Raw genomic sequence first — 24858 nt, 5'->3', positions numbered from 1 at the left:
CAGTCCCCTCTCCTGGGGGAGAGGGCTAGTGTGAGGGCGAAATTCCGGACAGTGCCAATTATTGAAAGGCTGGCTCAACATTCGCAGCTGAGACCGCACTCAATGTGCGCAGCCCAACCAGCACGACTACTACCATCACGCCCCCGGCGCCAATGGCCACCCCGAATCCTGCCCGCGCGCCATAAGAATCGATAACCAGACCCGAAATCATGCCACCGAGCGCTACGCCGATGCTGATGCCGGTGGTCATCCACGTCAGGCCTTCGGTAATCCTAGATGGCGGAACGATGATCGTACCCAGATTCATCACCACCACCATGGTTGGTGCAAATGACATGCCAGCGATAAACAGCATCCCTGAAAGGATATAAACGTCCGCTGAGAAAATCGGTAAAACACCTGTGAGTGCCGTGACCAATATCCCGATAAAGAACTGTTTTTCTATCGGCAGAGAAATCCTCAACGCACCAAACGTCAGACCCGCAATCATCGAGCCGAGCGCATAGGCTGCGAGGATGAATGTGGCGGACTCTGGCCAGCCTTGTGCGTTGGCGAAGGCCACGACTGCCACGTCGATCGATCCGCCAATCATCCCCATCGCCAGCAGCGCGAGGACGATGGTGCGTACGCCGGGAATAAGCAATGTGGAGCTGGTGCGGCTGATGTTGCCCACGACCACTTTCGGTTCTGTCTGGCGCTGCATAAGAAAAGCCGTCACCCCGACCGCCAGCATCACGACGGCAACCAGCGGCCCGGCTTCGGCGAAAAAACTCACGCTCAAACCAATCGCCAGGGGTGGGCCGATGATGTAGGCAAGTTCAGTCAGCACGGTGTCCAGAGAGAACGCCGTGTGCAATTGCGGTTTGCCACGGAACAGCTGCGACCAGCGTGCTCTGATCATCGAGGGCATGCTCGGCATCGTCCCCGCGAGTGCCGCCAGAACAAACAGCAGCGCGACCGGCGCCCGCAGGTACACAGCGATGATCAGCGCCAGCAACATGCCAATGCTGAAAGCAGTGACGACAGGCAGGACTCGACTCTGGCCACGCTGATCAACCAGTTTCGAGATGTGCGGGCCGATCAGCGCATTGGCCAAGGTAAACGTTCCGGCGACCGCGCCGGCCAGCCAGTAAACACCGGTCTGCTGCACCAACATGGTGATGATGCCAATGCCGATCATTGCCTGTGGCAGACGGGCAATGGCGCTCGCGAGTACCAACCCTGTGGCGCCGGGGGTCGTCAGAAGTTCGCGATAGGGATTAGCCATGATTTCTCCATTTTGTATTCGCCGCTGATGAGCATCCGGCTGCACGCGACGCAGCCAGGGTTAGCTGCGTCCGACATCAAGACGTATGCGAAAACCGAAAGCAACCCCTCACCCCAGCCCTCTCCCGGAGGTAGAGGGGGCCGACCGAGGTGTCTGGCGTCCTGAATCGACCTGAGCGACCGGGTTGATTATGGATTCGGCACATCAAGTTCAGGTCGATGTATGTCCAAAACATCCCCCAATCAGTCCCCTCTCCTGGGGGAGAGGGCTAGGGTGAGGGCGAAATCTCAGGACACCACTGCCCCCCCCAACCAGCAGAAAAACAAAAACCCGCACAAGGCGGGTTTTGTTTGTAACGAACGCAGCAATCAGTCAGCCAGACGCCAGGTCGTGCCGCCTTTACCGTCTTCCAGCACCACACCCATGGCGGTGAGCTGGTCGCGGATGCGGTCGGATTCGGCCCAGTCTTTACCAGCACGAGCTGCCAGACGCGCGGCAATCAGCGCATCAACCTCAGCCGCATCAACCCGCCCTTCAGCACCGGCCTGCAGGAAGTCATCAGCTTCGAGCTGCAACACACCCAGCACGCTAGCCAATTCCTTCAAGCGCGCTGCCAGACCTGCCGCCGCATCAAGATCGTTCTCACGCAGACGGTTGATCTCGCGAACCATCTCGAACAGCACCGCGCAGGCTTCCGGTGTACCGAAGTCGTCGTTCATCACCTGAGTGAAACGCTCGACAAAAGCTTCGCCGCCAGCAGGTGCCACGCTCGGCAGGCCTTTCAACGCATGGTAGAAACGCTCGAGTGCGCCTTTGGCGTCCTTGAGGTTGTCTTCCGAATAGTTGATCGCGCTGCGGTAGTGGCTCGACACCAGCAGGTAACGCACGACTTCCGGGTGGTACTTTTCCAGCACGTCGCGAATGGTGAAGAAGTTGTTCAAGGACTTGGACATCTTCTCGCCATTGATGCGAATCATGCCGCAATGCATCCACGCGTTGGCGTAGGTCTTGCCGGTGGCCGCTTCGCTCTGGGCGATTTCGTTTTCGTGGTGCGGGAACTCGAGGTCGCTGCCGCCGCCATGAATGTCGAAGGTCTCGCCCAGGCAGCAGGTCGACATCACCGAGCACTCGATGTGCCAGCCCGGACGACCGTCGCCCCACGGCGAAGGCCAGCTCGGCTCGCCCGGCTTGGCGCCTTTCCACAGCACGAAGTCCAGCGGATCCTGTTTCGACTCGTCGACTTCGATCCGCGCGCCGATGCGCAGGTCTTCGATCTTCTTGCGCGACAGCTTGCCGTAGCCCATGAACTTGGCGACGCGGTAATACACGTCGCCATTGCCCGGGGCGTAGGCGTAGCCCTTGTCGATCAGGGTCTGGATCATCGAGTGCATGCCGGGGATATGCCCGGTGGCACGCGGCTCCATGTCCGGTTTCTTGATGTTCAGGCGTGCTTCGTCTTCGTGCATCGCTGTGATCATGCGCTCGGTCAACGCTTCGAACGACTCGCCGTTTTCACGAGCGCGATTGATGATCTTGTCGTCGATGTCGGTGATGTTGCGCACGTAAGTCAGGTCGTAGCCGCTGAACCGCAACCAGCGGGTCACCAGGTCGAACGCGACCATGCTGCGGCCGTGGCCCAGGTGGCAGTAGTCGTACACAGTCATCCCGCAGACGTACATGCGCACCTTGTTGCCATCCAGCGGCTTGAAGACTTCTTTGCTCTTGGTGAGCGTGTTGTAGATCGTAAGCACTTTAGGTTCCTTGAATCACTGGCCCCACGAATCACGCAAGGTCACGGTACGGTTGAATACCGGAGCACCTGGTTTCGAGTCCTTGATATCTGCGACGAAGTAACCTTCGCGCTCGAACTGGAAACGGTCTTCCGGTTGTGCATTGCCCAGCGAGGGTTCAGCACGACAACCGGTGAGGACTTGCAGCGAATCAGGGTTGATGTTGTCCAGGAAACTGGCGCTGTCTTCGGCCTTCTCAGGGTTGGCCGAGCGGAACAGGCGATCGTACAGGCGCACTTCGCACTCGACGCTGGCCGCGGCCGGCACCCAGTGCACCACGCCTTTGACCTTGCGGCCTTCAGGGTTCTTGCCCAGGGTTTCCGGGTCGTAGGAGCAACGCAGTTCGACGATGTTGCCATCGGCGTCCTTGATCGCTTCGTCGGCACGGATCACGTAGCTGCCGCGCAGACGCACTTCGCCGTTCGGCTCCAGGCGTTTGTAGCCTTTTGGCGGCTCTTCCATGAAGTCATCGTGGTCGATGTAGATTTCACGGGCGAACGGCAGCTTGCGCACGCCCAGTTCTTCTTTCTGCGGATGACGCGGCAGTTCGAGGTTCTCGACCTGGTCTTCCGGGTAGTTGGTGATCACCACCTTCAACGGACGCAGCACGCACATGGCGCGCGGAGCGTTCTGGTCCAGATCCTGACGGATGCTGAACTCGAGCATACCGAAATCGACGACGCCGTCAGAACGGTTGGTGCCGACCATGTCGCAGAAATTGCGGATCGACGCAGGCGTGTAGCCACGGCGGCGGAAGCCCGACAGCGTGGACATGCGCGGATCGTCCCAGCCGAATACGTGCTTTTCATCGACCAGTTGCTTGAGCTTGCGCTTGCTGGTGATGGTGTAGTTCAGGTTCAGACGGCTGAATTCGTATTGACGCGGTTGCGCCGGCACGGGCAGATTCTCGAGGAACCACTCGTACAGCGGACGATGGCTTTCGAACTCCAGGGTGCAGATCGAGTGGGTGATGCCTTCGATGGCGTCCGACTGACCGTGGGTGAAGTCGTAGTTCGGGTAGATGCACCACTTGTCACCGGTCTGGTGGTGGTGAGCGTGACGGATGCGATACATGATCGGGTCGCGCAGGTTCATGTTCGGCGAGGCCATGTCGATCTTGGCCCGCAGCACGCGTGCGCCGTCCTTGAACTCGCCGGCCTTCATACGGGCGAACCAGTCGAGGTTTTCTTCCACGGAGCGATCGCGGAATGGGCTGTTCTTGCCCGGCTCGGTCAGGCTGCCACGGTATTCCTTGGCCTGTTCAGGGCTCAAGTCATCGACATAGGCCTTGCCGGCCTTGATCAGCTCAACGGCCCAGTCGTGCAACTGGTCGAAATACTGCGAGGCGTAGCGCACTTCACCGGACCATTCGAAGCCCAGCCATTTGACGTCGCTTTCGATCGCGTCGATGTATTCCTGGTCTTCCTTGGCCGGGTTGGTGTCGTCGAAACGCAGGTGCGTGACGCCGCCAAATTCCTGGGCCAGGCCGAAGTTCACGCAAATCGCCTTGGCGTGACCGATGTGCAGGTAGCCGTTGGGCTCTGGCGGGAAACGGGTGACGATCTGCGTGTGCTTACCCGAGTCCAGGTCCGCCTGGATGATCGGGCGCAGGAAATTGACCGGCACGGCAGGGCCGGTCTTGGAATTCGAGGTAGGGTCGACAGTGGGCTTGCTCATAGGATCCTTGAACGTACAAGTGCGCGGCCAGTTGGCCAAATCAAAGCGGCGGTTAAAACAAAGGGGCTTATCATAGCCGATGCCGTCAAGTCGCTGACAGCGCAGGGCAAAAAACGGCTGCATTTAATCGGATGCAAATGAAAAACAGCCTCGAAATTCGCGCCCGGCACGCTAAACTGCGCATCTTGGCCGATATTGGCCGGACCGGTGGAGGGCCGTAATGCCCCGAAACCCACGAATTCATATCAAGAGTACCGATCATGACCCAAGTCAAACTGACAACAAACCATGGCGACATCGTCCTGGAACTGAACGCTGAAAAGGCACCGCTGACCGTTGCCAACTTCATCGAATACGTTAATGCCGGTCACTACGAAAACACTGTTTTCCACCGCGTCATCGGTAACTTCATGATCCAGGGCGGCGGTTTCGAGCCAGGCATGAAAGAAAAGAAAGACAAGCGCCCAAGCATCCAGAACGAAGCCGACAACGGCCTGCCGAACGAGAAGTACACCGTTGCCATGGCGCGCACCATGGAGCCGCATTCGGCTTCCGCCCAGTTCTTCATCAACGTGGCTGACAACAGCTTCCTGAACCACAGCGCCAAGACCACTCAGGGCTGGGGCTACGCGGTATTCGCCAAAGTCGTTGCCGGCACCGACGTCGTGGACAAGATCAAAGGTGTTTCCACCACCATGAAATCCGGCCACCAGGACGTTCCAGCAGAAGACGTGATCATCGAGAAAGCCGAGATCATTGAGTGATACTGCTGATTTCAGACTTGCATCTGGAAGAGGAGCGCCCGGACATCAGCCGGGCGTTTCTGGATTTGCTCGCCGGACGCGCCCGCTCAGCGAGTGCGTTGTACATTCTGGGCGACTTTTTCGAGGCGTGGATTGGCGACGATGCCATGACAGCCTTCCAGCGTTCCATCTGCCAGGCCCTGCGCGAACTCAGCGACAGCGGCACGGCCATTTTTCTGATGCACGGCAATCGCGACTTCATGCTCGGCCAGGCCTTCTGCAAACAGGCCGGCTGTACATTGTTGAAAGACCCGAGTGTCGTGCAGTTATACGGCGAGCCGGTGCTATTGATGCACGGCGACAGCCTCTGCACCCGCGACGAGGCTTATATGAAGCTGCGTCGCTATCTGCGTAATCCGATCACCCTGTTCATCCTGCGGCACTTGCCTTTGCGGACTCGCCATAGACTGGCGCGCAAGCTGCGCAGTGAAAGCCGTGCGCAGACGCGGATGAAGGCCAATGACATTGTGGATGTCACGCCGGAAGAAGTGCCGCGGATCATGCAGGCCTATGGCGTGAAGACCTTGATTCATGGGCATACCCATCGCCCGGCCATTCACAAATTGCAGATTGGCGAGCAGGCGGCCAAGCGGATTGTGTTGGGGGATTGGGACCGTCAGGGGTGGGCGTTGCAGGTGGATGAGAATGGGTTTGCGTTGGCGCCGTTCGACTTTGCCGCACCGCTGGGTTTATCGAACGGCTGAAAACCACCCCTCACCCTAACCCTCTCCCCAGAGGGGCGAGGGGACTGACCGAGGCGTTCTTGGATTTACATCGACCTGAAAAATCGAGTCGAACTCAGGTTTGAAAAGCATGGAGATCGGCTCCCTTTCCCCTCTCCCCCGTGGGGAGAGGGCTGGGGTGAGGGGGCGATCCCAAGCCTAGCAACTCAATGCCCAGACGCCGCCGGCCCCGCCTTCGCCGCAAACGGCGGTTTCGCCAGCCACACCAGCACAATCAAGCCCATGAATGCCCACCCCAGCAACGTGAAGTAATCCACGGTGGAGAGCATGTACGCCTGACTGGTCAGCACATGATCCAGTTGCGCATACGCCGGATTGCTCGCCCCGCCCAGGCTGTTCAGCGCCTCGCGGGTAGCCGGCTCATAGGTGCTGATGCTTTCGCTCATATAGGCGTGGTGCTGATCGGCCCGGCGAATCCAGATCCAGGTCGTCAACGAAGCCGCAAAACTGCCGCCCAACGTCCGCAGGAACGTCGCCAGGCCCGCGCCGTCGGCGATCTGGCTCGGTGGCAGGTCCGACATCAGAATGCTCAAGGTCGGCATGAAGAACAGCGCCACACCAATGCCCATGAACAACTGGACCAAGGCGATGTGCTGGAAGTCCACTTCGTTGGTAAACCCGGCACGCATGAAGCAGCTCAGGCCAATCGCCAGGAACGCCAGCCCGGCCAGCAGTCGCAGGTCGAATTTGTGCGCGTACTTGCCGACAAACGGCGACATCAGCACCGGCAAAATACCGATCGGCGCCACCGCCAGCCCCGCCCAGGTCGCCGTGTAACCCATCTGGGTTTGCAGCCATTGCGGCAGAATCAGGTTGATCCCGAAGAACCCGGCGTAACCCAACACCAGCACGATGGTGCCGATGCGGAAGTTGCGATAAGCGAACAGCCGCAGATTGACCACCGGGTGTTTGTCAGTCATTTCCCAGATCACGAACACCGCCAGCGCAATCACCGAAATGGCCGCGCCGATGAGGATGAAGTTCGATTCGAACCAGTCCAGGTCATTGCCCTTGTCGAGGATCACCTGCAAGGCGCCGACGCCAATGATCAGGGTGATCAAACCGACGTAATCCATCGGCTGGTAGCTGGTTTCCACCGGCCGCGCCTTGAGTTGCTGGCGCACTACCATCACCGCAAAAACCCCGATCGGCACGTTGATGAAGAAGATCCACGGCCAGCTGTAACTGTCGGTGATCCAGCCGCCCAGAATCGGCCCGGCAATCGGCGCCACCACCGTGACCATCGCCAGCAATGCCAGGGCCATGCCACGCCTGGCCGGCGGATAGACGGCAATCAGCAGCGTTTGAGTCATCGGGTACAGGGGACCTGCCACCAGGCCTTGAAGCACCCGAAAGCCAATCAGTTCCGGCATCGAGGTCGAGATACCGCACAGAAACGAAGCCAGCACGAACAGAATCGTCGCCCAGAGAAACAGCTTCACCTCGCCGAAGCGCCGGCTGAGCCAACCGGTCAGCGGCAGCGCAATGGCGTTGCTCACGGCGAACGAAGTAATCACCCAAGTGCCCTGCTCCGAACTCACGCCCAGGTTGCCGGAAATCGTCGGCAGCGCCACGTTGGCGATGGTGGTGTCGAGCACTTGCATGAAGGTCGCCAGCGACAGGCCGATGGTGCTGAGCAACAGGCTGGGCGGTGTAAAAGAGGCGTTATTGCTCATCGCGAATCCTTTGAAACTTGGCTGGCGCGGCGCCTTTTAACGGGCGTCGCTGAGGGATTGGCGAATCAGCGTTGAACGGTTTTGCTGACCGCAGCGCTGTTGTCATGGATCAACTGAGTGATCATCGCGTCGGCCTCGGCCAACTGACGGTCATAGACGTTGGTGCTGAACGAGGCCTTTTGCGGCGGCTGTTGCGCCAGCACCGGGCCGCTCTGGTCACGCAGGTTCACATCGACCTGAGTCGACAGGCCAACGCGTAACGGGTGCTTGGCCAGTTCTTCGGCGTTGATGTGAATCCGCACCGGCACACGCTGGACGATCTTGATCCAGTTACCGGTGGCGTTCTGCGCGGGCAGCAAGGCAAACGCGCTGCCGGTACCGGCGCCGAGACTGTCGATGGTGCCGCTGAACTTCACATCGCTGCCGTAGAGGTCAGCTTCGATGTCCACCGGCTGACCGATGCGCATGTCACGCAGCTGGGTTTCCTTGAAGTTGGCGTCGATCCACAGCTGATCCAACGGAATGACCGCCATCAATGCGGTGCCCGGCTGGACGCGTTGACCCAGTTGCACGGAACGCTTGGCCACGTAACCGGTCACCGGCGCGATCAAGGTGCTGCGGGAGTTGTTCAAGTAAGCCTGACGCAATTGCGCGGCAGCGGACATCACGTCTGGATGGGACGACACCACGGTGTCGTCGACCAGCGCGCTGGTGGTTTTGAGTTGCTGTTTGGCGTTGGCCAAGGCGTTTTGCGCCGAGGTCAGGTCGTCGCGAGCATGGGACAGTTCTTCCTGGGAAATCGCGCCGCCCGCGGCGAGGTTTTTCCGGCGATTGAAGTTGTCCTGGGCCTTTTGCACTTCGGCCTGCTGGGCGTTGACCTGGGCTTTCATGCCGTCGACGTTGCTGTACAAGCCGCGCACTTGGCGCACGGTGCGGGCCAGGTTGGCCTGGGCACTTTGCAGCCCGACTTGGGCGTCATTCGGGTCGAAGTTGACCAACACCTGGCCTTCATGGACCAGATCGCCATCGTCGGCGCCGATGCTGACCACAGTGCCGGTGACCAGCGGCGTGATTTCCACCACGTTGCCGTTCACATAGGCGTCGTCGGTGCTTTCGTTCCAGCGACCGTAAAATTCGTGATAACCCCAGACGCCGACACCGGCGAGGATCACCACGATCGCGAGCACTACCAGCATGACTTTGCGTTTGCGCGAATTACTCGTGTCTTGAGTGTTGTCAGGGGTTTGTGTGTTTTCGGCAGTGGCCATGACAATTACCTTGAATTAGTTGTGCTGCGTGGCTGGGGTTGCGTTGGCTGCGGCCAGGGTTTCGCCCTGGAAGCCGCCGCCCAGCGCTTGCATGAGTTGGATCGACAGGTCGATCTGCTCGGCATTCAGGTTGGCCAGCTGACGCTGGGCCTGGAGCAATTGCTGCTCGATGCTGAGCACGTCCAGGTAGTTCCCGATGCCGGAACCGTAACGTTCCACCACCGTGTTGTAAGAATCCTGGGCAATGTCGGTGGCGCGCTGCTGCGCCCCGATCTGCCGGCCGATATCGCGCAACTGGTTGATGGTGTCGCTGACATCCCCCAGCGCTTTCACCAGGCTTTTGTTGTACTGCGCCACCGCGAGGTCGTAGTCGGCGTCGCGGGAATCGAGGTCGGCACGCAGACGGCCGCCGTCGAAAATCGGCACCGAGATCGTCGGCGCAATATTGAAGAAACGACTGGCGGAACCGAACATCGCATCGCCCAGCAACGACTCGGCACCGGCCGCAGCGCTAAGGTTCAAGTTTGGATAGAACCGGGTTTTGCCGGCGTCGATGTTCTTGCTCGCCGCCTCGACCCGCCAACGCGCGGCCACCAGGTCCGGACGACGCCCAAGCAACTCGGCCGGCAGCACCGATGGCAACGCTACAGCGCTGGCTTGAAGGATTTTCGGCCGGGCGATTTCATTGCCGCGATCCGGGCCTTTACCGAGCAGCACGGCCAAGGCGATTTTCGCGCTTTGCAGGTGTTTTTCGGCGTCGATCAGGCTGGCTTCGGACGTGGCTTCCAGACTCTCGGTTTGCTGGAACTGGTACTGACTGTCGATCCCCGAACTCAGGCGGCGCTGGCTCAGGTCGAGCATTTGTTTGGTGCGCTTGAGGTCTTCACTGGCCAGGTCATAGAGGATATGCGCCTGACCCAGATCGCTGTAGGCGCGAGCCACGTCGGCGGACAACGTCAGCTGAGCGGCCTGTTGATCGACTTCGGCAGCACGGGCCTGGCCCAGTGCGGCTTCCCAGGCATCACGCTGACCGCCCCAGAGGTCGAAGTTGTAATTGAAACTGGCACTGATATTACGCACGGTGGAGTAGGTATCACCCTGCCCGCTCGGGTCCTGATCCCGGGCCAGACGCGAACGGCTGACGCCAGCGCTGGCATCGAGGGTTGGCATACGAGCGGCGTCGGCGGCATAGGCGGCGGCACTGGCCTGATGGGCGCGGGCGTCGGCGATTTGCATGTCGGGGCTGTCGTGCAGGGCTTCGCGGATCAAGCCGTCGAGCTGTGGGTCGCCGAGGCTTTTCCACCAGTCGCTTTTCGGCCATGCCGCGGGCGACAGGGTCACACCGCTGAGGGATTGCCCGGCCTTGAGGGTTTTCGCATCGAGGCTTTTGCCTTCGGTGGTCAGGCCGCTGTAGCTGGCGCAACCCGCGAGGGTCATGGCCGCCAGCACCAGGCTCAGGCCGGTACGCAGGGTTTTACTGCTCATTTGTCACCTACCCGCAGCAGGGTGATCGAGTCACCGGCTGCCACCAAAATTTTCTTCAGGATCTGTTCGAGGGTTTTCAACTCCTCTGGGGTGATCGCGCCGGCCAGTTCATTCATGGCGTCGGCGCCGATCTCCGGCAGGCGGTCAGTCAACTGCTGGCCTTGCTCGGTCAGCACCAGCTGAACCTGACGGCGATCCGCTTCGGAGCGTTGGCGGGCGAGGAAGCCTTTCTGTTCCAGACGATCGAGCATGCGGGTCATCGATCCGCTGTCCAGCGACAGGTGACGACACAGCTCGGCCGGGGTATCGACGCCAAACTGGGCCATGATGATCAGCACTTTGAACTGCGCGGCGGTGATGCCGTGGGGTTCCATGTGCGTGTCGATGATCCGGTCCTTGAGCAGCGCAGCGCGCCCGAGCAGGAGGCCGAGATGGCAAGTGTGGAATGCGTCTGGGGTGAAATGTTTCATCTGACCACCAATTAGCTGCCTAGGCAGAGAATGTATGTCGAGATGTTACTGCCTAGGCAGCGAATGTCAACGTAATAGTTAGGTTGCTTGCTATTTGGCTGATAAATGGCGAGGAAAGTTGCTACTGATCGACGACCGCAGCGCGCCCTTCGCGAGCAGGCTCGCTCCCACAGGTTCGGTGTGATCTCTGTGGGAGCGAGCTTGCTCGCGATGGGAGCGCCTCGGTTTTTTGAAGGAGCGGGGTTTAGAAATCCCGCTTGTAGAAGATGTCCAGCGAACTGGCCACGCCGCCGGCGGCTTCGAGGTAAACCTTCTTGCTCAGCTTGTAACGCAAGGCGATGGTGTTGGCCGGCTCGAACACGCCAACGCCATAACGCAGGCTGAGCTTCTCGGAGATATTGCCGCTGGCCACTACGCTGGTTGCGTTGCCGCTGCCCTGGGTGTCGAGCTGGAAGTCCTGAATGCCCAGGTTCTTGGCCAACCCGCTGGTCACCCCCGAACTGCCCATCAAGCCCAACCCCAGCGCGGCTTGAGCCAGCATATTGTTGTCCTCACCGCTGGTGCTCAGCGGACGCCCCAGCACCAGATAGGACAACGCCTGCTCCTGACTCATCGCCGGCTCGGAGAAGATCTGGGTCGTCGGCTGCTCGGCGCTGCCGCTCAGGCGAATGCCGGCGATCACGTCTTCGGTCTGGCGAATCGCTTCGATGTCCAGATACGGCTGATCGATCGGGCCGGCAAACAGCAAACGTGCCCGGCGCACCGTCAATCGCTGACCGTAGGCGCGATAACGCCCATCGTTGAGCCAGAGCTCGCCGCGGGTGTCCATGTTGTCGCCGATGTGCACATGACCTTGCAGGTTGGCGGTCAGGCCAAACCCGGCAAAGCTGAGTTTGTCCTGCCCGACCACCACATCGATGTCCATCGCCATGGCCATCGGGGGTTTGCCCTCTTCGGTCTGCTGGCCGACGATCACCGTGTCATCGGACACCTTGACCGTCGATGGCGGCAACTCGCGCACGATGATCTCGCCTTTCGGCACGAGTACCTTGCCGGCAATCGCCAGTTTGTCGTCCTTCACCGAAATCTTCAGGTCCGGCGCCATTTCCAGCTTGGCGTAGGGCTCGACGGTGACTGGCAATTGCGTGCCTTTGAGCACCAGATCCACCACCAACGCCTGACCCCAAGCGATGTTGCCGTTCAAGGTGCCCTGCCCGCTCTTGCCGCTTTTCCAGCCGCCGTTCAATTGCACGGTTTCGCCAGCAATCACGGCTTGAAGTTGCAGCGCTTCGAGGTCCATCGGCAGTTCAGGCCCGGAAATCTCGCCGTCGCTGAGCAGCAGATTGCCGTTGACCTGCGGCGCCAGCAGCGTACCTGCGAGCGTGCCACTGCCATTCAAGCGTCCGGTCAGTTTCTCGACCATCGGCACGAATGGCCGCGCCACCGACAGGTCCAGCCCATTCAAACGGAATGAGCCGGTCAGTGGCTTGTCCTTCGGTAAAGGATTGATCTGCGCCTGGAGCATAAGCTCACCGAGCTTGCCGCCGACGAAATTGAGGTCAGTGTCGATGCGCTTGGGCGTAAGTTTGCTGTTGAGTTTCAGGGTCTGGTACGGGAAGTCCAGCCACTGGTCCTTTTCCTTGATGCGCAACGTGCCGCCGCTGGCATCGACGCTGATCTGGCCGTTCGGGCCGCTGGCCGGCAGGTCCAGTTGCAGGTCGGCGTTGAGCCGGCCCTTCCAGGCGAAATCCTTCGGCAACCACTGCGCCAGGCTGTCGATCGGGAACTGTTTGAGGTGATAACGCAGCTTCGGCTCAGGCATCAGGCGCTGATCCTCACCGCACAGACTGGCCGGGCCGGATGTCCAGCAATGAGCGCCAAAATTGATCTTGCCGTCCGCGAGCCGTTCAAGCTTTGCCGGACCTTGCAGCTTCCAGTCCTGCCCCCCGGCCTGGATATCGCCGCTGGCCAGGCGCCCACGCCAATTGCCTTTGTCCAGATTGCCGTCGAGGCCGAGCGCGAGTTTCAGCTTCGGCCCTTGCAGGTCGAGGCTGAGTTTCTGGTTTTTGATATCGCCCTGGCCGCTGGCGGTCAGCGTCCCCAGTGACGTCTCACCGGCCTGAATGCCGCTCCCTTTGAGGTCGATTTTGGCCCGTTGCGCGCTGTCGAGGGTGGCGTCCAGATTCAGGCTTTGCAGGCGATTGTCTTCGAAGGCCAGTTGCGTGCCTTGCAGCCCGAGCTTGCCTTGCGGGGCCTCGAGTGTCCCCGCGACATCGACGCGACCATTGAGCTGACCGCGCAGTTGCGGCCACAGCTGAGCCAGGCGCGGCAGCTTGATATCGATCTGGCCGGCAAGCTTCTGTTGCAGGCTGCCCTTGCCGTTGATGCTGTTGTCGCCGAGGCGAATTTGCAACGCGCTGAGATTCCATTGCTCGCCACCGCCATCGGCTTTGGCTTGGATCACTGCCGGTTGGCCGCGCAGTTTGCCTTTCAAGTCGAGATCAGCGGTCAGGCTGAGTTTTTCATTCTTCATCTCGCCTTTGCTGCGCAACGGTCCGGCCAGGATGCCTGGTAATTCCGCGACCCAGTACGCCGGGTTGATCGCCGACAGGTCCAGCGCCGTGTCCCAGGCAATGCCGTCGGTGAATTGCAGGTTCAGGTGCCCTTCGGCCTTGCCCTGCCCGGCTTCGACTTGAATTTGTTGCAGGTAGATTTTTGTCAGATCGCCGCTGAATGGGCTGGTCAGGCTGAACGCGCCGGCCGGACCGTCCAGTGCGGCTTTGAAATTACCGATGTATTTACCGTCGGTGTAGGAGACTTCACCGTTGAAGCTGCGCAACGCCACTTCGGGCTCGTCGATCAGCGGATAGAGGCGATGCCACGGGAAATCCAGCCAGTCGATTTTTGCGTCGGCGTTCAGGCCTTTGCTCCAATCGAGATTGCCGGTGAGTTTCAGGTTTTGCTTGTCGTTGGCCGTGAGGTCCAACCCGGCAATCTGAGCGCCGTTGGCGTCGACCTTGCCTTGCAGCAGCAATGCGACCGGGCCAAGTTCTGCGGGCAACGTGGCTTTGCCGAGCAACTGGTAACCGTTTTTCAGGTCGCCGTCGCCGGTCAGTTCCAGTTGGTTGAATTGCAGGGTGTCCGGCAGATCGGTGCTGGGTTTGAAGCCGTCAGCGGTGATCCGCACCTTGGCCGGCAGGTTTTCCACCAGTGGTTGCAGCTCGCCGGTCAGTTGACCGTTCAGGTAACCGCTGCTGTCGGCTTTCAGGTTCAGGGTTTTCAGCAGATCGCCGTCGACCTTCAGGGCCAGCGTCCAAGGCCCGGTGCCAGGGGCTGGCAGGGTCAGTTTGCCTTCCGCTTTGAGCGGCCAGTTACCGCTGGGTTGCAGCAGGCCTGAAAGATTCAGGCTCAGGTCATCCCTTTCCAAATGAACGGAGTCGATCTGCAAGCCGTTGACCGTCCAGTGCGCCGCCAGTTGCAGGCCCTTGAGTTCTTCGCTGCCGTTGAACAGCAAGCTGCCGACCTGGACATCACCCAATTCGATGGCCAACGGTAACTTCAGATCCGGCAGCTCGATATCGCCGCTGCTGTCTTCATCGGTGCCTGGCGGAAATTGCAGACTGACCTGATCGGCTTTCAATTGCTCGATGCACAGAGTCATGCGCGTCAGGCACAGCGGCGACCAGGCGAAAATCACCTTGTTCAGCTCAACCCGACTGCTGTCCTGCTGCCACAGCACATGGTCGGCACTCCACTGTCCGCCCAAACGGCCCTGGAAGTTCTCGACGGTCAAACCCGGCACAAAGCCGAGCGCCCAACGACTGCCCGTCGCCGTGCCAAGCACCGTGGCCACGGTCAAAACGACCAGCATCAGCAGCGCCAGAATCGCCAGCAGCGTTACTTTCAAACCACGCTTCACAGTTCAGGCCCCATGGAAAAGTGCAGTCGAATGCCGCCGTCGTCGTCCATCGCATGGGCCAGGTCGAGGCGTATCGGCCCTACCGGAGAAACCCAGCGCACACCGATACCGATGCCGGTCTTGAGGTCCGGCAGTTCGAGGGTATTGAAGGAGTTGCCTTGGTCGATGAAGGTCGCGACCCGCCATTTTTCGGCGATGGAGTACTGATACTCGACGCTGCCGGCAACCATGTAACGGCCACCGATGCGGTCACCCTCGGAGTTTTCCGGGGACAGGCTCTGATAGTCGTAACCGCGCACGCTCTGATCGCCACCGGCGAAGAAGCGCAACGACGGTGGTACCGATTTGTAGCCGTTGGTGGCGCTGCCGCCAACCTGCACCCGACCGAGGAAGCGGTGTTTGTCGAAGACCGTGGTCAAGCCTTTCACCAACGCGGTGCCGTAAAGCAGGTTGGTGTCGGAGCCCAAACCTTCCTTGGCCACTTTGGTCTCGAATTCCAGGCGATAGCCGTTGTGCGGGTCGATGCGGTTATCACTTTTAAGATAGGAATAGCTGACGCCAGGCATCAGCAACGTACTGAGCCCCGAGTCGTCGCCGAGCCTGTATTCTTCGCGCTGCCACTTGAGCGACACCACCCGCTGCCAACCGCTGGGCAGCTTGCTGTGCCACTCGGGGCCGATGGTCAGCAGTTTGCTGAGGGAGTCCTTGTCGGCGATTTCTTCATTTTGATAGCCACCGGCGAACCGCAGCTTATCGGTCAGCGGCGGGTCCAGGGGAATGTCGTAGAACACACCGACGTTCTGCCGAGGCGCCGAAACTTCGGTCTCCCAGCCATAGCTGTGCCCCTGAGGGTTGACCCAGTGTCGGGTCCAGTTGGCCTTGACCCGTGGGCCGACGTCGGTGGAATAACCCAGTCCCAGACCCATGGTCCGTGGTTTGCGCGTTTCGAGTTTGACGTCCACCGGGATCACGTCGTTCTTGGACGCCGTCGGCGCCGCATCCACCCGCACGCTTTCGAAATAGCCGCTCGATTGCATGGCTTGATTGAGCTCGGCGATCAGTTCGGAGTCATAAGGCGCGCCCGTTTTGAATGGCACCATGCGCCGCAGCAGGTCTTCGTCGAACGGCGTGTCACCTTCGAAACTGACCTTACCCAGTGAATAACGCGGGCCGCTGTTGTAGATCAGTTCGATGTCGGCAACGCCGGCTCGCGGGTCGACCGACAATTTCTGGCTGCTGAAGTAACCGCTGAAAAAACCGTAGCGCGAGGCCTGATTCTGAATCAGGCGCTTGGCGTCTTCGTAATGGCCATGGTTGAGCACGGCGCCGGTTTTCAGCGCATTGCTTTTGGGTACACGAAAGGATTTGAGGGCGGCGGCCGGGCCGTCGATGCGAACAGTGACGTTGCGCAAATGCACCGGCTCGCCGGGCTCGATATTCAGCACCAGACGCGGTGTTTTGCCGCCCTTCACATCCGTGTCTATCTGCGGCTGGTAATAACCCAAGGCCTGGGCAGCCTTGCGTGCCTGTTCTTCGGCGCCCCGACTGAAGCGCAGCAAGGCTTCTTCGTCACGATCGCCGAGGCTGCCGATATAGCCCTCTATATTGGCTTTCAGTTCATCGTTGGACGGTTTGATCCGCACATCCAATTCACTTTGCGCCAACGCCGCGCAGCTGGTAATCAGCATCAGCACGCCGCTGGTAATTCTTCCTGGAAACTTCATAGGCGCGGATGCTATCACGAGCTTGGGAGCGTGATAGAGCCTGGCGTGCGGTTAAAGTTCTACCTTTATGCCGTTGCTGTTTGTAACACCTGCGGATTGGCGTGGAAAAATACGTGCTCGCGAATCGGTCCTACGGCGACCTCACCAATTTCCTCATAGCCCTGACGCTTATAGAACTCCAGATAACGAGGATTCCCGGTATCAAGGATTACGCCCTCGGAGTGCTCATCCACCGCGCACCAGTTGTGCACCGCTTGCAGCAGTTGTTCGCCAAAGTGTTGGCCCTGAAATTGCGGATGAACCCCCAGCAATGGGAGCAGGTGTACCGAATCGGACGGCACGCAAGCCATCACCGCATCGTGATACTCGAGATAGCGTCGGGTGCAGCGAAACCCGGTGCTGAGCACCATGCGCAGACGCCAGGCCCAACTCTCTGTGATGCCAAGGCGACGTTGCGGCGGCGCGATCAGCGCGATGCCGATCAACCGGTCGTTGACCAGCAGGCCGATGGCCGGCAAGTCCTGAAGAAAGTGTTGTTTGACCAGTTCGCGCACGGTGGCGCGGACCCGCTGTTCATAACCGGGACGCTCCGCTTCGAACAGGTAGCCGAAGGTCGGCTCATGCCGGTAAGCCTGGTACAGCAACGAACGTGCTTCGCGGGAATAGCCGCTGTCGAGCATGTGAATATCGGCGATGACGGTCGAGGTTTCGGGCATAACGGTATTTCTCCCCGGGGCGCTGTTCAAATGACGGCGCTCTTCTGGTTACGAGCCTATAGCGCTGGCACAGTTCCTTGCTGATCCGAATCAGTGTTGCTGCTTAAGCCGTCTTCGCGAGCAGGTCGAATCGTCGCACCGTCGCTCCCACAGGTATAGACCAGACTCATAACCTGTGGGAGCGACGGTGCGACGATTCGACCTGCTCGCGAAGAGGCCCTAACTGCCAATATAGATCTGACAGAACACAGTGAATGCCCTCACCCCAGACTGGCCCCGATCCTACATGTCAGCTAGCATCGCCCTTTTGCCAGGACTGCCGACCATGAAGATCGTCTCCTTCAACATCAACGGGCTGCGCGCTCGCCCCCATCAGCTGGCGGCGCTGATCGAAAAGCATCAGCCAGATGTGATCGGACTGCAGGAAACCAAGGTTCACGACGACCAATTCCCGCTGGCCGAGGTTCAGGCGCTGGGCTATCACGTGTATTTCCACGGTCAAAAAGGTCACTACGGCGTGGCCCTACTCTCGCGTCAGGAACCTATCGCGCTGCACAAAGGCTTCGCCACCGATGAAGAAGACGCTCAGCGCCGCTTCATCTGGGGCACGTTCGCCGACGCCAATGGCGTGCCGGTGACCATCATGAACGGCTATTTCCCTCAGGGCGAAAGCCGCGATCACCCGACCAAGTTCCCGGCCAAGGAACGCTTTTACAGCGATCTGCAACAATTGCTGGAAAGCCAGTTCAGCAACGATCAGCCGGTGGTGGTGATGGGCGACGTGAACATTTCCCCCGAAGACTGCGACATCGGTATCGGCCCGGACAACATGAAACGCTGGCTGAAAACCGGCAAATGCAGCTTCCTGCCGGAAGAACGCGAGTGGATGGCCCGTTTGAAGAACTGGGGCCTGGTGGACAGCTTCCGTCACTTGAACCCGGAGGTGGCCGACCGTTTCAGCTGGTTCGACTACCGTAGCCGCGGTTTTGAGGATGAGCCCAAGCGTGGGCTGCGGATTGACTTGATCATGGCGTCCCACGGGTTGTTGCCACGCGTGAAGGATGCGGGTGTGGATTACGAATTGCGCGGGATGGAAAAGCCGTCGGATCACGCGCCTATCTGGCTTGAGCTGAGCTGATCTCTGCCCGTCGACATAGATCACCTGTGGGAGCGAGCCTGCTCGCGAAAGCGGTCTTACATTCAACATTTGCGTTGAATGTTACGCCCTCTTCGCGAGCAGGCTCGCTCCCACATTTGAAAACTGTCATCTTTCAGAAACCTTACTGACTTATTCTCCCGGCACTTCCTTTGGCTTATAAGGTGCTGGCATGACGCTGCGCGTGTTGTTCCTGTTGATGCTGTGCGCCTGCCTGCCGCTGACGGCTTCGGCTGGCGCGTTGCCGACGCCCGAGGCTGGCCCGGTGCTGCGCATCCAGGGTTCCAACACCATTGGCGCGGCATTGGGCCCGGCGCTGGTTGAGGGATTGATGCGCGAACAGGGCCTGCTCAAGATTCACAGCGAGGCCCCGGACAAAGCCAACGAACTGCGCGTCGTCGGCGAAACCGTTCAGGGCCGCCGGGTCGCGGTGGACGTCGCGGCCCACGGCTCCAGCACCGGTTTCACCGCCCTGAAAACCGCCACCGCCGACCTCGCCGCCTCCTCGCGCCCGATCAAGGACAGCGAACGGGCAGACCTTGCACGCTTGGGCGACTTTAAAAGCGCCGGCGCCGAGCAAGTCATCGCCATCGATGGTCTGGCGATCATTGTTCATCCGCAAAATCCGTTGCGCGAACTGAACACCGAACAACTGGCGCGAATCTTCAGCGGCGAGGCAAAAACCTGGGAAGAACTCGGCGGCACTGGTGGGACGATTCATCTCTATGCGCGGGATGACCAATCAGGCACCTATGACACGTTCAAGGAACTGGTTCTCAGCCGTCGTGGGAAAACGCTGAGCAGCGCTGCGAAACGTTTCGAATCCAGCGAACAATTGTCCGACGCGGTCAGCCTCGACCAGCAAGGTATCGGCTTCATCGGCTTGCCTTACGTGCGTCAGGCCAAAGCCGTGGCGATTGCCGATGGCCAATCCCAAGCCATGTTGCCGCTCAACAGCCTGATTGCTACGGAAGACTATCCGTTGTCCCGCCGGCTGTTCTTTTACCTGCCGCCCAATGGGAAAAATCCGTGGGCCGAAGCACTGGTGGCGTTCGCCCAAAGCAGCAAGGGTCAGGCGATTGTCGCGGCCAATGGTTTCATCGCCCAGACCATCCAGGCCATGACGGTCACGCCGAATGCATTGATGCCGGAGGGTTATCAGGCACTCAGCCGTCACGCCCAGCGCCTGACCGTGAATTTCCGTTTCGAAGAAGGCAGTGCGACGCTGGACAACAAGGCCCGACAGGACCTGTCGCGGGTACTCGACTATATAAAGCAGCGTGACAAGACCAATCGGCAGGTGACGCTGGTGGGGTTTGGCGACGCCAAGAGTGATCCGGCGCGGGCCGATCTGCTGTCGAAACTGCGCGCCATGGCGGTGCGGCGGGAACTGGTGAAAAGCGGCGTGGTGTTTCGCGAGATTCGTGGTTTTGGCGCCGAGATGCCAGTGGCGGCCAATAGCGCGGATGAGGGGCGAATCAAGAATCGGCGGGTTGAGGTTTGGGTGTATTGAGACCCGCCTGATTCAGGCCGACCACACTGTCGTCAGTGGATTTACCAGTGTGCAGGGGGATTATCTGTGGCGAGGGGATTTATCCCCGTTCGGCTGCGAAGCAGTCGTCAATCCGGATAACGCGGTCTTTTTGAGAAGCATAGGTGACTGGAATGGGGTGGCTGCGCCACCCAACGGGGATAAATCCCCTCGCCACAGGTTTTTCGTTTGCCTCAAGATTCCTTGAGCCGTTAGCCGAGGAGTTTCTGCAGCTGCGCCGTGGTGTCCACCGCGCCCATGGTCTTGGCGGCATCCAGCGCAGAGACGCCATTGGCGTCCTTGGCTTTCGGGTCGGCGCCTTTGCTGATCAGGTAGTCGACGATTTCCACGCGATTGAACATCGCCGCCATCATCAGCGCAGTGCGACCGTCGAAGGATGAACCTTCCACTTGTGCGCCGCCTTCAACCAGTGCCTTGACCACAGCCAGATCACCCTTGAACGCCGCGCCGGCAATCGGGCTCTGGCCGTTGTCGTTGCGGATTTCCGGGTCGGCCTTGTGTTCGAGCAGGACTTTTACCGTCTCCACATGGCCGTGGTAAGCGGCCAGCATCAGCAAGGTGTCGCCCTTGTGGTTACGCAGGTTCGGCGGTAGGCCCTTGGTCAACAGCGCAGCCATCATGGCCGCATCGCCCTCGCGCGCTTTGTTGAATACCTGTTCGGCAAATTCAGCGGCTTCTTCGGGGGACATCTGGCGGCTTTGGTCTGACATTGGGGACTCCACGTTCTGTTATTCGCAAAGCCGACAGTTTCCCGAGCAGCCCCGAGGCTGTCACTTCTTTTTTCTCATGGAAGGCCATAGCCACATTCAATAGCGCTGCATTCAATAACGAAAAGCGCCGCCGTGAATATCCGCCAGCAACTGCGGAGTGACCTGCACGTAAGTCTGGGTCCCCGGCAGCCAGGCATAGATCGGATCATCGCCGGTTTTGCCGGGGTCGAAGGCTTCATCCTTAAGCCGGGTCTTCTGATATTTGAAGGTGCCGGTGGTCTCCATTTTCACCTTCACCCGCAGGAACAACGGCACCGCATAGGCCGGCATTTGCTCGCGAGCGAAGGCCAGCAGTTCACTGAAATCCAGGGTCGCCAGGGACTCGGCCGGCGTAATCGCCGCCATCCCCGCACGCCCGTTGGTGTTGCGGACTTCCACGCCATAGGCCACGGCTTCGGAAATATTCGGGTGTTGCAAAAGGATGTTTTCGACCTCGGTGGTCGAGACGTTTTCGCCCTTCCAGCGGTAGGTGTCGCCCAAACGGTCAACAAACTGCGCGTGACCAAAACCGATGTTGCGCAGCAGGTCACCGGTATTGAAGTAACGGTCGCCCTTCTCGAACACGTCGTGCAGCACTACCTTTTCGGTCTTCTGCGGATCGGTGTAGCCGTCCAGCGGTGCCTTGTCGTCGATTTTCGCCAGCAACAGTCCCTGCTCGCCTTTGGCAACCTTGCGCATGAAGCCCTTGGCATCCCGAATCGGCGCGCCGCTGTCGTGGTCGTACGCCGCCAACTCCCATGACATCAGGGAAAAACCGACAGTGTTATCAAAGTTGAGGATGTTGGTGAAGCCGATGTTGCCGTCGCTGGCGGCGTAGAGCTCGCAGATGTGATTCACCGCAAAACGTGTCTTGAACTCGCCCCACGCGCCGGGGCGCAGGCCATTGCCGATCATCTTCGTCACGCTGTGCTTGCTGTCGTCGACGCTGGGCGGTTGATCCACCAGGTAGCGGCACAATTCACCGACGTAACCGAGGGTGGTCGCGCGGTACTTGCGCACATCGTTCCAGAATTGACTGGCGCTGAACTTGCGGCGAATGGCAAAGCCCGAGGCGCCACTGATTGCCGAGCCCCAGCACACGCACAGCCCGGTGGCGTGATAGAGCGGCAAGGTGCAATAGACGACATCCTCCGGGCGCATATCCAAGGCGATCAGCCCGAAGCTGGCGGAGCTGCGCATCCAGCGGCCGTGCTTGAACACCCCGGCCTTGGGCAAGCCGGTGGTGCCTGAGGTGTAGATATAGAAACAAGGGTCGTCGAAAAAAACCTGCTGACTGCTGACGGGGTTGGCGCTGGAGCTGTCGGCACTGGCGGTCATCAGGTTGATGAACCCGTCGGGCGCAATCCCCGGATGGCTGAAGGTGTCTCGATCAGCGACGAACCAGGTGCGCGCCGCGTCGATCGACACCCGTTCGCGCACCGCCGAAAACGTCGGCACCAGCTCTTCTCCGACAATGATCGCCGCGGGTGCCACCAGGTTCAGGCTGTGAGCCAGGGTATCGCGGGTCTGCGAAGTATTGAGCAAGGCACTGATCCCGCCGACCTTGGCCACTGCCAGAATCGTCACCAGCAATTCCGGGCGATTCTCGATAAAGACCGCCACCACATCGCCCTTGCGGATGCCTTGGGCAATCAGATGATGAGCAATGCGATTGGCCCATTGGTTGACCTGAGCATACGTCAGCGCCACCTCGCCCTGCAGCAATGCCGGGCCATCGGGATTGCGCAACGTCGCTTGCTCGAAGCTCCAGCCCAGGCCACACGGTTGGGTCGGGTCCTTGACGTTGGCGGCTTTCATACCTTTCACCACGCGAGGAATGGCTTTGGCAATGGAAGGCAGCTTGCGGAGCATCATGCCCCAGGTAATCGTGTCGTGCGGCGTGCGGCTCATGGTTGCTCCCGGTCGATCTTTTTATTGTTCGGGCGGCGTTGATTGAGGCCGAAAATACGTCAGCGGTTCCTGAGCTGTACACGCGGTTTTTGAAATGATTTGTATCCACGGCTGCGGCATTTGAAATCGTGAGCCTGCGCCGGGCAATTGGTTCCATCGAACCGATGTCGACCACGCAAAATGCAGGATGCACGATGGCCATTCATGCAGATTGCACGAAAGTGCAAAAGCACTGAAACAATAACCAATTGATATATAAGGACTTTTAAAAAATAAGATGCTGGCACAATCACTGCAACTACCTCTGCATGCTTGCCATTCAAGAGCTAACGGAGCTGATAGCCATGAACCTGATCCAAGAAAAATTTTCGTCCCTATTCTCCAACTTCGAAGTGAACACCCAGCCACGTCCGGACGGCGGCATTCTGCTGACCTTGAGCAGCACCGACGGCAAAGTCTTCAAACGTTCGATTTCGTACCAGCAATTACATGCCGGTGATCAGTTGTCCTGGGTGATCAGTGCCATTCGCCGTGACATCGCCGAACAGGCCAGCGAACTGCCGCAGATTTCCATGCTGCAAAGCCAGCAGCGGTTTGCCCTGCCGACGTATCACTCGGTATAAACCGTTCCAATGCTGTAAACAAACAGGCCGTGAGAGCTTTCGCTTCACGGCCTGAGTTGTTTATGGCGTCGGTTGTCGTTTAAAACGTCGCAGGATCGATCCGCGCAAAACTGTCCACCGTCACATGCCCCGCCAATTCCCCGCCCTCTCGGGCCAGCCCGCACGTAGCCATTCTCGCCGTACGCGCCGCGTCCAGTTCCTCGACGATGTCGGACAGAAACAGGATCTGCGAAGCGTCCAGGCCAATGGCCTGGGTAATGCGCTCGTAGGACTTCGCTTCACGCTTGGGCCCTGAGGTGGTGTCGAAATAGCCGCTGAACAGTGGTGACAGATCCCCTGCTTCCGAGCAGCCGAAGATCAGCTTTTGCGCCTGAATCGACCCCGAAGAGTAAACAAACAGTTTGAAGCCGTCCTGATGCCAGCGTTTGAGCGCTTCAACGGCGTCCGGGTAAACGTGGCCTTTCAACTCTCCGGCCAGATAGCCCTGTTCCCAGACCATACCTTGCAACGCTTTCAGCGGCGTGGCTTTGCGGTCTTCGGCGATCCAGTGCAGAAGAATGTCGATCACCCGCTCGACGTCGGCGTTCGGCTCGTTGGTATCCTGGCGAACCGCGTCCAGTTGCTCGGCAACATCCGCACGCGCGGCGTTATGGCGAACAAAATCCGGCAAATGTTTGGCGGCGTAGGGAAACAGCACGTCGAACACAAAACTCACCGCGCTGGTGGTGCCTTCGATGTCGGTGAGAATCGCCTTGATCGGCATCGCCTCAGTCCTCAAGACGCGGGAAGCGACTGGCGATGTCTTCGCCGGTGAAATTGGCCACCCAGCCTTCAGGGTTGTTGAACAGACGGATCGCGACGAAATGCGGATGCTCGCCCATGTCGAACCAGTGCGGGGTGCCGGCCGGTACCGAGATCAGGTCGTTTTTCTCACAAAGCACCGCGTAGACGTAATCGTCGATGTGCAGGGTGAACAAGCCACGGCCGGCGACGAAAAATCGTACTTCGTCTTCGCCATGCCGGTGTTCGTCGAGAAACTTGGCGCGCAATTCGGCTTTTTGCGGATGATCGCTGTTCAGGCTGATGACGTCGACGGTGATGTAACCGCGTTCGGTCATCAGCTGGTCGATTTGCTCCTGATACGCGGCGATCACTTCTTCCTGACTGGCGCCGGGCTGGATTTTCGCCGTGGCTTGCCAACGGTCGAAACGCACGCCCTGCTCGGCCAGGGTCGAGGCGATGTCTTCGAAATGCGTCAGCACCTTGTTTGGCAAGTCAGGGCTTGAGACGTGGTAAACGGACAGGCTGCTCATCAGGGCAACTCCTTAA

General features: G+C 59.6%; 19 protein-coding genes. 5 read left to right on the top strand and 14 right to left on the bottom strand.

The window, feature by feature from the left end; all coding sequences use genetic code 11:
* Positions 1 to 58 precede the first annotated feature (58 nt).
* The 3 genes from ACA056_RS10080 to ACA056_RS10070 form a co-directional block, all read right to left on the bottom strand.
* Entirely contained in the window at positions 59 to 1267 is a 1209-nt protein-coding gene (locus ACA056_RS10080) for an MFS transporter (protein ID WP_497273508.1), read from the bottom strand.
* A 368-nt stretch (positions 1268 to 1635) separates the two neighbouring features.
* Positions 1636 to 3018, bottom strand: a complete 1383-nt coding sequence (gene cysS / locus ACA056_RS10075; RefSeq protein ID WP_497272366.1) for a cysteine--tRNA ligase — start codon at positions 3016 to 3018, stop codon at positions 1636 to 1638.
* 15 nt (positions 3019 to 3033) lie between these two features.
* Positions 3034 to 4734 carry a glutamine--tRNA ligase/YqeY domain fusion protein gene (locus tag ACA056_RS10070; protein ID WP_497272364.1) on the bottom strand — a complete coding sequence of 567 codons (1701 nt, stop codon included), beginning with the start codon at positions 4732 to 4734 and terminating at the stop codon, positions 3034 to 3036.
* Between the two features lie 260 nt (positions 4735 to 4994).
* Here ACA056_RS10070 and ACA056_RS10065 point away from each other — a divergent pair, with 260 nt between their 5' ends.
* Both ACA056_RS10065 and lpxH read left to right on the top strand, forming a co-directional pair.
* On the top strand, positions 4995 to 5498 hold the full coding sequence (locus tag ACA056_RS10065; protein ID WP_131062340.1) for a peptidylprolyl isomerase: 504 nt from the start codon (positions 4995 to 4997) through the stop codon (positions 5496 to 5498).
* The gene (lpxH, locus tag ACA056_RS10060; RefSeq protein WP_497272362.1) at positions 5495 to 6241 is read left to right on the top strand and encodes a UDP-2,3-diacylglucosamine diphosphatase; all 747 of its coding nucleotides are present in this window, start codon (positions 5495 to 5497) and stop codon (positions 6239 to 6241) included. Before ACA056_RS10065 ends, lpxH begins: the two co-directional genes overlap by 4 nt.
* Before the next feature lie 185 nt (positions 6242 to 6426).
* Here the strand turns inward: lpxH and ACA056_RS10055 are convergent, their stop codons facing one another.
* From ACA056_RS10055 to ACA056_RS10025, 7 genes are all read right to left on the bottom strand, one after another.
* Complete coding sequence (locus ACA056_RS10055; protein ID WP_095128971.1) at positions 6427 to 7956, bottom strand: DHA2 family efflux MFS transporter permease subunit; 1530 nt, start codon at positions 7954 to 7956, stop codon at positions 6427 to 6429.
* A gap of 65 nt (positions 7957 to 8021) precedes the next feature.
* The gene (locus ACA056_RS10050) at positions 8022 to 9224 is read right to left on the bottom strand and encodes an HlyD family secretion protein (RefSeq protein WP_497272360.1); all 1203 of its coding nucleotides are present in this window, start codon (positions 9222 to 9224) and stop codon (positions 8022 to 8024) included.
* 15 nt (positions 9225 to 9239) lie between these two features.
* Positions 9240 to 10709 (bottom strand): efflux transporter outer membrane subunit, encoded by a 1470-nt coding sequence (locus ACA056_RS10045; RefSeq protein ID WP_497272358.1) that lies wholly within the window; start codon positions 10707 to 10709, stop codon positions 9240 to 9242.
* Positions 10706 to 11179, bottom strand: coding sequence for a MarR family winged helix-turn-helix transcriptional regulator (locus tag ACA056_RS10040; protein ID WP_134422670.1), 474 nt, complete (start codon positions 11177 to 11179; stop codon positions 10706 to 10708). The genes ACA056_RS10045 and ACA056_RS10040 overlap by 4 nt, the downstream gene beginning before the upstream one ends.
* A 244-nt stretch (positions 11180 to 11423) precedes the next feature.
* Positions 11424 to 15098, bottom strand: coding sequence for a translocation/assembly module TamB domain-containing protein (locus ACA056_RS10035; protein WP_497272356.1), 3675 nt, complete (start codon positions 15096 to 15098; stop codon positions 11424 to 11426).
* Positions 15095 to 16822, bottom strand: a complete 1728-nt coding sequence (locus tag ACA056_RS10030) for an autotransporter assembly complex protein TamA (RefSeq protein WP_497272354.1) — start codon at positions 16820 to 16822, stop codon at positions 15095 to 15097. The genes ACA056_RS10035 and ACA056_RS10030 overlap by 4 nt, the downstream gene beginning before the upstream one ends.
* Positions 16823 to 16887: 65 nt before the next feature.
* On the bottom strand, positions 16888 to 17538 hold the full coding sequence (locus ACA056_RS10025; RefSeq protein WP_150656295.1) for a GNAT family N-acetyltransferase: 651 nt from the start codon (positions 17536 to 17538) through the stop codon (positions 16888 to 16890).
* 325 nt (positions 17539 to 17863) lie between these two features.
* On the opposite strand from ACA056_RS10025, the gene xthA reads away from it, so the two are divergent.
* Positions 17864 to 18676, top strand: a complete 813-nt coding sequence (xthA, locus tag ACA056_RS10020; protein ID WP_095128964.1) for an exodeoxyribonuclease III — start codon at positions 17864 to 17866, stop codon at positions 18674 to 18676.
* Between the two features lie 190 nt (positions 18677 to 18866).
* Positions 18867 to 20207 carry a substrate-binding domain-containing protein gene (locus ACA056_RS10015; RefSeq protein WP_497272351.1) on the top strand — a complete coding sequence of 447 codons (1341 nt, stop codon included), beginning with the start codon at positions 18867 to 18869 and terminating at the stop codon, positions 20205 to 20207.
* A 230-nt stretch (positions 20208 to 20437) separates the two neighbouring features.
* On the opposite strand, the gene ACA056_RS10010 is transcribed toward ACA056_RS10015, so the two are convergent.
* Both ACA056_RS10010 and ACA056_RS10005 read right to left on the bottom strand, forming a co-directional pair.
* Entirely contained in the window at positions 20438 to 20956 is a 519-nt protein-coding gene (locus ACA056_RS10010) for an ankyrin repeat domain-containing protein (RefSeq protein ID WP_056740408.1), read from the bottom strand.
* A 111-nt stretch (positions 20957 to 21067) separates the two neighbouring features.
* Complete coding sequence (locus ACA056_RS10005; RefSeq protein WP_497272349.1) at positions 21068 to 22906, bottom strand: long-chain-acyl-CoA synthetase; 1839 nt, start codon at positions 22904 to 22906, stop codon at positions 21068 to 21070.
* 344 nt (positions 22907 to 23250) lie between these two features.
* Between ACA056_RS10005 and ACA056_RS10000 the strand changes: the two genes are divergently transcribed.
* On the top strand, positions 23251 to 23529 hold the full coding sequence (locus tag ACA056_RS10000) for a DUF3509 domain-containing protein (protein WP_497272347.1): 279 nt from the start codon (positions 23251 to 23253) through the stop codon (positions 23527 to 23529).
* A 79-nt stretch (positions 23530 to 23608) separates the two neighbouring features.
* Here ACA056_RS10000 and mtnC read toward each other — a convergent pair whose 3' ends face one another.
* Positions 23609 to 24292 carry an acireductone synthase gene (mtnC, locus tag ACA056_RS09995; RefSeq protein WP_497272345.1) on the bottom strand — a complete coding sequence of 228 codons (684 nt, stop codon included), beginning with the start codon at positions 24290 to 24292 and terminating at the stop codon, positions 23609 to 23611.
* A 4-nt stretch (positions 24293 to 24296) separates the two neighbouring features.
* Entirely contained in the window at positions 24297 to 24842 is a 546-nt protein-coding gene (locus ACA056_RS09990) for a 1,2-dihydroxy-3-keto-5-methylthiopentene dioxygenase (RefSeq protein WP_201188364.1), read from the bottom strand.
* Positions 24843 to 24858: the final 16 nt, after the last annotated feature.

The sequence above is a fragment of the Pseudomonas sp. LBUM1666 genome, from assembly GCF_059695775.1.
Note: the sequence above shows the minus strand (reverse complement) of the source record. Positions and strands in the feature narration are given on the sequence as shown.